We start from the raw sequence: 8495 nt of genomic DNA, 5'->3' as shown, positions 1-8495 counted from the left end.
GGTGTTGGGGGTCCCGATGATTGCGGCGGGTTGGGGCGTGTGGCCGACCGCGAGGTGGCAGTTTCGGGACGAATTTCCGGCGAGGTGGCAATCTCGGGCCGAATTTCCGGCGAGGTGGCAGTTTTGTGCGGTTTTCGGCCCGAAATCTGCACGCGATTGCCACCTCGGCAGAAGAAACGCACGCGATTGCCACCTCGGCACGATAAACGCACGCCATTGCCACCTCGGCGAATTCGGCGCTCAGAATTGCCACCTCGCGACTGCGCAGCCCCGCCCCGAGCCGCACTGCTCACAGCCCGTCAGCTTGCGGCTATCGGTCGACCCACTCGGTTTCGCCCCAGGTCACGTCGAGTTGCCCGGAGGACGACGACGCCAGATGTGCCTCGGCACCCTCCCGGGCTTCCTCCGAATCGGTGACGGCGATGTTCAGGCTTGCGTGCGATGAAGCGTAGTCGGTGCCCAAGACAGCGACGTCGGAGGCTCGGAGCTCGTTCTCGAGACGGCCGGCGTCGGCGTGGGGCACCTCGATCCGTCCCAAACGCAGGCGTTCCCGGGTGGTGAGGCGGGCGGCGTCGATAGCTTGGACGGTCGCATCCGTGTAGGCCCGTACCAGCCCTCCGGCACCGAGCTTGATGCCACCGAAATACCTCACGACACCGACACACACATCCGAGAGGTCCTGCAACGCCTCCTCCGTTGTCCTGTGTGCCAGCACCGCTTGGAGCATGGGGATCCCGGCGGTGCCGGCGGGTTCACCGTCGTCGGAGGATCGTTGGATATCGCGATCGGCCCCGATCACGAAGGCGGAACAGACGTGGCGGGCGTCGTGATATCTCTTGCGGAGGGCATCGAGGAATTCTCGGGCTTCGTCCTCGGACTCGACGCGCGCCACGTGACCGATGAACTCGCTCTTCTTGATCTCGAGCAGGATCTCGGCCGGGCGGGGCTCCGAGAGCACGGTGTACTTGCGGGCGCGTGTTTCGTCGGTACCAGTCACCCGACCAGTCTATTCGGGGTCGTACCTCGTGGTCCGGGACGCGGCGGATATGCTGGGACGGAACTGTGTCGGCAGGGGATTGTTTCGGTAGGGAAGAGGAGAGACGTGGCAGCAGAGTTTCGTCGAGTCGGCCTGACGGGCGGCATTGGCTCAGGGAAGTCGACCGTGGCGCAATTGCTCCAGGAGCACGGGGCCGTGGTGATCGACGCCGATGCAATATCTCGGGAACTCACGGCCAAAGGATCGCCCGTGCTCGACCAGATCCGCGACGCCTTCGGAACTCACGTGCTGACGGATTCGGGCGAACTCGATCGGGCCGCGTTGGCAAAGATCGTTTTCGACGACGAAACCGCTCGCGAGCGTCTCAATTCCATCGTGCATCCGGCCGTCCGCCAAGAGTCCGCGCGGTTGGTCGACGAAGCTGCTCGCGCCGAGACCTTTTCCGGCGTCGTCGTCCAGGACATTCCGCTCTTGGTCGAAACGGGGCAGGCGGACTCCTTCGACGGGGTCATCGTGGTCGAGGCGCCGGAGTCCGTACGCATCGATCGGCTGGTGACTGCCCGAGGAATGAAGGAGGACGACGCCCGCTCGCGCATCCGCTCCCAGGCCACGGACGATCAGCGGCGGGCCGTCGCGACCTGGATCATCGACAATTCCGGGGACCGCGAGACCACGACGGCGCAAGTCGCCACGTTGTGGGATGAATTGACGGCGTAGGCGTAGGCGCCCTCGTCCGGCGGCGGGGCGGGTTGGCGGGTTCGCTGGCTCCGGCCGTCCGGCTGTCCGGCTGTCCGGCTGGGGGCTGCGGGTTGCGGGTTGCGCGTGTGGGGCGTACCGCGAGGTGGCATTCTCGTGCGGTTTTTTCCGTGAGGTGGCAACTTTGTGCGAAAAACGGGCCCAATTTCGCACGTGAGTGCCACCTCGTCACGGGTTCTGCACGAGGTTGCCACTTCGCGGCGGGGTCTGCACGGAACTGCCACTTCGAGCCGGGCGGCCTGCACGAATCTGCCGCCTCGGGTCGGGTCCTGCACAAATTCGCCACTTCGTGGGTTTTCTTCGGCGAGGTGGCATTCTCGTGCGGTTTTTTCCGTGAGGTGGCAACTTTGTGCGAAAAACGGGCCCAATTTCGCACGTGAGTGCCACCTCGTCACGGGTTCTGCACGAGGTTGCCACTTCGCGGCGGGGTCTGCACGGAACTGCCACTTCGAGCCGGGCGGCCTGCACGAATCTGCCGCCTCGGGTCGGGTCCTGCACAAATTCGCCACTTCGTGGGTTTTCTTCGGCGAGGTGGCATTCTCGTGCGGTTTTTTCCGTGAGGTGGCAACTTTGTGCGAAAAACGGGCCCAATTTCGCACGTGAGTGCCACCTCGTCACGGGTTCTGCACGAGGTTGCCACTTCGCGGCGGGGTCTGCACGAAACTGCCACTTCGAGCCGGGCGGTCTGCACGGAACTGCCACTTCGAGCCGGGCGGCCTGCACGAATCTGCCGCCTCGGGGTGGGTCCTGCACAAGTTCGCCACTTCGTGGGTTTTCTTCGGCGAGGTGGCATTCTCGTGCAGCTTCTTCGGCGAGGTGGCAATCTCGTGCAGCTTCTTCCGTGAGGTGGCAACTTTGTGCGAAAAACGGGCCCAATTTCGCACGTGAGTGCCACCTCGTCACGGGTTCTGCACGAGGTTGCCACTTCGCGCCGGGCGGCCTGCACGGAACTGCCACTTCGAGCCGGGCGACGTGCACGAAACTGCCACCTCGCGGCGGGGTCTGCACGAAACCGCCACCTCGCCGGCGGGGCCCTAGTCGCGTCCCTGCCGCAGCAGCTGGTAGACCACGGAGTCGTCCTTCCGGCCCAGACCTTCGCGGCGCCCCCGCACGTACAGTTGTTCCGCGGCCGAAGCGAGCGGTACGGGTTGTTCGGCGGCGCGTGCTGCGTCGGTGACCAGGCCCATGTCCTTGACGAAGATGTTGAGAGCGGAGCGGACCTCGTCGAACTCTTCGGCGACCATGCGTGATCCACGATCCTGGAACATGAAGGATTGCGCCGCCCCGCCGTTGAGCACCTCGTGGCATTGGGCCACGTCCAGTCCCATGGAGTCAGCGAGCGCGAGCGCCTCACCTGCGGCCGCGATGTGCACGCCGCACAGCAGCTGGTTCACGACCTTGAATTTCTGCCCGTCGCCCGGTTCGGGGCCCACGACCGGATACTGCGAGCCCAGCACGTCGAGCAGGCACTGGACCGAGGCGACGTCCTCCGCGTCGCCGCCGACCATGATGAGGAGATCGCCCTTCCGTGCGCGGGCGACACCGCCGGACACGGGTGCGTCGACGACATGTCGCGTGTACGGCTCGAGCGCCAATGCCGCACCCTGGACCGCGGTCACCCCCACGGTGGACATGACCACCACGACGCTTTCGGGAGACAGCGACGTCGCGATCCCGCCGTCGCCGAAGAGGACGGCGTCGAGCTGCGGGCCGGTTGCCACCATGATGACGACGACGTCGGCCCCGTCCACCGCCTCCCGCGCGGTGCCGGCGGGCGTGACCTCCGGTCCGAGACCTTGGAGGGCCGCCGGATTGAGGTCGAACGCCGTGACCGTGTGGCCTGAGCCCGCCGCGATCGATGCCATGGGAGAGCCCATGGCCCCCAGCCCGATCCAAGCAATGTTCTTCGTGTTCTGGTCCATGATGTCCATTCCGTGCTGGCCGCCGAGAAACTGGCGGACGATGGTTACTTCCGAGAAGAGCCGTGCCCGGCCCAACCTGGCCCGCGTCAACCGGGCCCTACCCAACCGGACCTGGCCCAACCGGGCCTACCCAACCGGGCCCGGCCCAACCGGCCCAACCTGGCCCGCGTCAACCGGACCCGGCCCAACCGGGCCTACCCACCCCGGCCCGAGCCGGGTCCCGGGGCGCGGTTCAGCCCGCCGCGTTCTGGAGGCGTTCCACGACGTCGGCGAGCGCCTCCCGGGTTCCGACGTTGCCCGGGAAGACCACGTAGGGGCATTCGCGCACGGTGTCCGGCGCGTCCTCGGGGCGGAACATTGAAATCTGTCCGGGGAAGAACTGGCCGGTGACTTGGGCGAGTCGGATCCCGAGGCCGCGGTGGGCCACCTCGTGGGACGTGATCCCGCCCTTCGCTACCACCCAGGCCGGAAGGGCGTCGCGGCTGCGGCGCACGACCTCGACCACGGCCTCCGAGATGCTCCTGGCAATGTCGAGGGACTCGGCGGGGTCGTCGGTCCTGACGAGGGTGCGGCTGGTGTAGACGGCGACGTCGTTGGATTCGAGTCCGTCGTGAACGGCCCGTACCGTCTGGGACAGGTGCTCATCGCGCTGTTCGGGGTCGAGGAGCTTTTCGACGTCGAGCTCGATTTCGGTCAGTTGCCCACGACGCTGGACCTCGTCGAGTTGCTGCGTGGTGAGCCCCACGTGCGAACCGACGACGACGAGGCCGTGCTTTCGCCTGTCCGGACTCAGCCGAATGTCCGCGGGGTCGAGAATGCGTGGTCCGGACTGGCCGGCGAGGGGTCGGACGAAGGACGGCCCGCAGCGCGTGACGAAGCGATGGCCCCGCGCCTCGAGACGGGTGACGGCGTCGGCCACGACCTCCATGTCGGAGTATTCGGTCGCATTGACCACGACCCAGGCACGGTTGCTTGCCCCGGACAGGATCTCCTCGACGCGGCTCGTACCTCCCGTGCGGATGTCCTCGAGGGACAGGGACAGGACGTCGGAGGCCTCGATCGCGCCGCCGGATTTTTCCGCCAGGAATTCGGCGAGTTCCGAGTGGCTGTAGCCGAAGGTCGCGTCCCGTGCGAAGTCGGTGTCTTCGACGCGCCGGGGCGTGCCGTCGACCACGGCGTAGTGGACGTTGCCTTCGGTGTAGCGTCCGGCCTCGATCATTGCGGGGCAGAAGAGGAACGCGTCGACCTGGACTCCGTGGTCGGACAGCACGTCCGCGAGTGCTTGGGGCTCTGCGATGACGTGACCGCGCAGGGTCGAGTCGGAGCGCGAGACCACGTGCAGCGGCGCGTCGTCGTCGGTGTCCAAGGTGTCCAGGAAGTGTGCGAGGGTGCTTCGGTTGAGGGCGACGGCGTCGTCCTCATCGAGTGCCCGGGTATTGGTCAGGGTGAAGCATGTGGAGCCGGACTCCTGGAGGGCGTGGGCCAGGATCTCGGGATCCTGCTCGAAGGCGACGGGCACGTCGTGGACGCACTGCGAGCCGGTCGGGTCATCGTCGAGAACGAGGAGGCGCCGGGGCGAGCTGAGCATGGGTGAACTCCTTCTTCAAGTGTCAGGCGATCGCGGAGACGATCGGCCACATGAGCAGTGCGACCAGGAACCCGACGATCGAGGTGGTTGTGGTGAGCAGAGTGTAGGACTTCAGACCCGTTGCGGTGTTGACCTGGTTGTACCTGGACCACACCCAGAACAGGGAGTCGTTGACGTGGGACAGAGCCATGGAACCGATGCCGATCGTCACGGCGACCAGAGCCACTTGCAACGGTTCGAGCCCGAGGGACGAGGTCATCGGTGCGATGAGCGGGGCTGTGGTCAGGGTGGATACCGTCGCGGAGCCTTGGGCGGCACGGATCAGCGCGGCCATGAGCCACGCGAGGACCAGGATGTGCAGGCCCGTTCCGGCCAGGGCGTGGGCGACGGCGTCGGCGACGCCGGTTTCCTTCAGCACGTGGCCGAAGGTTCCGCCGGCACCCGTGATCAGGATGACCGCGGCCACCGGAGGCAACGAGGAATTGATGACGTCCTCGGCCTGGGTGAGGCCCCAGCCGCGGCGGTACCCCAGAACGACGGTCGCGACGACGACGCCGATGACCAGCGCCATCGGTGATGCACCCACGAAGGAGAAGAACTTCACGACCGGGTTGTTCTCCGGCAACGTCATCGAGGTGATGGTCTGCGACATGATCAGGACGAGCGGGATCAGGATCATGGCGATCACGACCCATGCGCGAGGCGGATTGTCGACCTTCGGGAAGGACTGCGTGGATTCCTCGTCGAAATCCTCGCCCGCCTCCTGCATCTCGGCGGCGGAGATCCCGGGAACGGGGGAGAAGATGCGCCGGGTGATGAACGGGATCGTGAATTGCGCCGCGAGCCACATGATGATCGCGGGCAGCAATCCCAGGAGCAGGACCATGCCGATGTTCGCGCCCATGACCTGTGCGCCGCCGACGATGCCGGGGTGGGGAGGGAGGACCACGTGGACGGTCAACAGGCCCATGACGGTCGGCAGGGCGTAGTTGAGCATGTTGCCCTGCAGCCGGCGGCCCACCGACAGGATGATCGGCATGAGAACGATGAGGGCCACGTCCACGAAGACGGGTATCCCGAAGATGAAGGCGGCCGCTCCGAGGGCCCAGGGCGCCCTGTGCGGGCCGAATTTGTTCAGCAGCATCTTGGCCAGGACGTCGGCGCCGCCCGAGACCTCGATGATGCGCCCCATCATGGCGCCGAGGGTCACGATCAGGGCGACGGACCCCAAAGTGGAGCCCATGCCTTCTTCCAGCATCGGAACGATTTTCTCGAGGGGCACGCCCGCCGCTAGGGCGAGACCCACGGAGACGAGAAGCAGCGCAAGGAACGGATGGGCCTTGGCCTTGATGATCAGCGCCAGAATCACGGCGACTGCGGCCAGTCCCAAAAGGACGAGGGTTACCGGGGACATGAAATCTCCATCGACTTCGTTTCCTGCCAGGAACGGTGAGACGCTCACCACTGGCTGTTATCAGATATCTGATAAGTTTAGCTACGCGTGCGATAGTGTCAATGAGCTCATATCGACTGTTTTGCAAAGGAGTCCGTCCGTGTCGAGGAACCTTGCCGACCGCGTCACCCGGTCCATTCTGGACCGCATCGCCCAGGGGGTCGTTTCCGTGGGGGACGAATTGCCGCCCGAAGGCGTCCTGGCCGATGAGCTGGATGTATCCCGGCTGACCATTCGCGAAGCGATCAAGACCTTGGCGGGTCGGGGAGTCATCCTGGTCAAGCACGGGAAACGGAATCGCATTGCCCCGGTCGAGAACTGGGACCTGCTGAACGTCGAGCTCATGGAGCTCCGCGGGCGCATGCGCGGCGAGAGCCGAAACCTCGTGGAGCAGTTGACCGAGGTGCGGGAAATCGTGGAGATCGGCGCCGCCGAACTCGCCGCCGAGAGGATCACTCCGGAGCAGCTGGAGGAGATGCGGCGGCACCTCGGGACCATGATCCAGGTGGAAGCGGAGGAGGGCGAGCCCGACGTCACCCGCGCCGTGGAAGCCGATATTGCGTTCCACCGGATCATCATCGAGGCGGCAGGCAACGAGTACCTCGCCGCGACCTACAGGCCCCTGGAAGAGGTGCTCAAGGCGGTGCGCATGGACACCTCGGCGACGGCCAAGGTGCGCAATGAGGCAATCCATTGGCACGGAGAAATACTCAACAAACTGGAGAACAAGGACACGAAGGGTTCCCGCGAGGCCATGAGATCGCACATGGGCCAGACCATGGGAGCCGTCAGGGAGGATTCGGAATGAAGATTGTGGTGACCGGAGGCGCGGGTTTCCTGGGGAGCAGAGTCATCGCCGAGCTGCTCAGGCGACAGGACGCGGGGGACCTCACCGTGGATTTCGACCACATTGTCTCGCTCGATCTCGCGGAGAACACGAACGACGACGCCCGGGTCCGTTCCGTGGTCGGCGATCTGGCCGACCCCGATCTGCTCGCGCAGACCCTGGGCGACGACACCGTGGCGGTGTACCACCTGGCCGCGGTGCTCTCCGGAGGGTCGGCGGAGAACTTCGACCTTGCCCTCCGGGTCAACCTGGACGGAACCCGCGGACTGTTGGAGGCCGCCCGCCGCGCCGAGAACCGGCCCTACTTCGTCTTCACGAGCTCCCTGGCCGTTTTCGGCGGGCAGATGCCGGAGGTCGTCACGGACACGTGGGCGGAGCAGCCCGATTCGACCTACGGCGCGTTCAAGGCCATGGGCGAGCTTCTGGTCAATGAATACTCCCGCAAGGGTTTCGTCGATGGGCGCATCTGTCGTCTGCCGACGATTTCGGTTCGGCCGGGCAAACCGAATTCTGCGGCGTCGTCCTTCGCGTCGGGGATCATCCGGGAGCCTTTGAACGGTATCGCCTCGACGTGCCCGGTGCCCCACGGGACGCGGATGTGGCTCTCCTCGCCGAATGCGGCGGTCGCGAACCTCGTGCACGCGCTCGAGGTGCCGGGGGAGGACATCGGCCCGTGGCGGGGCATGAACATTCCAGGAATCTGCGTGACGGTCGAAGACATGCTCGCTTCCCTCGAGCGTGTCGGCGGGAGCGAGGCCAGAGCCCTGGTCACCGACGAGCCCGACCAGCAGGTCATGGACATCGTCTGCTCGTGGCCGGGGGAATTCGACGTGGAACGACTCGTGAACCTGGGATTCGTGCGGGACGAGAACTTCGACGACGTCGTCCGGCAGTACGAGCGGGAGTTCGTGGCGCGGGCCTGAATTCGGTCG

At 65.8% G+C, this 8495-nt stretch carries 7 protein-coding genes; 3 read left to right on the top strand and 4 right to left on the bottom strand.

Annotated features, from left to right (window positions below; translation table 11 throughout):
• Positions 1-310 precede the first annotated feature (310 nt).
• Positions 311-997, bottom strand: coding sequence for an IMPACT family protein (locus tag EWU68_RS09435; protein WP_129315885.1), 687 nt, complete (start codon positions 995-997; stop codon positions 311-313).
• Positions 998-1102: 105 nt separating this feature from the next.
• Here EWU68_RS09435 and coaE point away from each other — a divergent pair, with 105 nt between their 5' ends.
• A complete protein-coding gene (gene coaE / locus EWU68_RS09430; protein ID WP_129315884.1) occupies positions 1103-1714 on the top strand; it encodes a dephospho-CoA kinase in 612 nt (203 codons plus the stop codon).
• 1073 nt (positions 1715-2787) lie between these two features.
• Here coaE and EWU68_RS09425 read toward each other — a convergent pair.
• From EWU68_RS09425 to EWU68_RS09415, 3 genes are all read right to left on the bottom strand, one after another.
• Positions 2788-3675, bottom strand: a complete 888-nt coding sequence (locus EWU68_RS09425; protein ID WP_129315883.1) for an NAD(P)-dependent oxidoreductase — start codon at positions 3673-3675, stop codon at positions 2788-2790.
• Positions 3676-3907: 232 nt separating this feature from the next.
• Positions 3908-5263 (bottom strand): four-carbon acid sugar kinase family protein, encoded by a 1356-nt coding sequence (locus tag EWU68_RS09420; protein ID WP_129315882.1) that lies wholly within the window; start codon positions 5261-5263, stop codon positions 3908-3910.
• 22 nt (positions 5264-5285) lie between these two features.
• Positions 5286-6677: a GntP family permease gene (locus tag EWU68_RS09415; protein ID WP_129315881.1), complete on the bottom strand. Its 1392-nt coding sequence runs from the start codon at positions 6675-6677 to the stop codon at positions 5286-5288.
• Positions 6678-6816: 139 nt separating this feature from the next.
• On the opposite strand from EWU68_RS09415, the gene EWU68_RS09410 reads away from it, so the two are divergent.
• Both EWU68_RS09410 and denD read left to right on the top strand, forming a co-directional pair.
• Positions 6817-7524 (top strand): FadR/GntR family transcriptional regulator, encoded by a 708-nt coding sequence (locus EWU68_RS09410; RefSeq protein WP_162421402.1) that lies wholly within the window; start codon positions 6817-6819, stop codon positions 7522-7524.
• Positions 7521-8486 carry a D-erythronate dehydrogenase gene (denD, locus tag EWU68_RS09405; protein ID WP_129315879.1) on the top strand — a complete coding sequence of 322 codons (966 nt, stop codon included), beginning with the start codon at positions 7521-7523 and terminating at the stop codon, positions 8484-8486. The genes EWU68_RS09410 and denD overlap by 4 nt, the downstream gene beginning before the upstream one ends.
• Positions 8487-8495: the final 9 nt, after the last annotated feature.

The sequence above is a fragment of the Rothia koreensis genome, assembly GCF_004136575.1.
In the GTDB taxonomy this organism is placed as follows: Bacteria; Actinomycetota; Actinomycetes; order Actinomycetales; family Micrococcaceae; genus Rothia; species Rothia koreensis.
The sequence above is the reverse complement of the archived record's forward strand: the minus strand, read 5'-3'. Positions and strand labels throughout refer to the sequence as shown.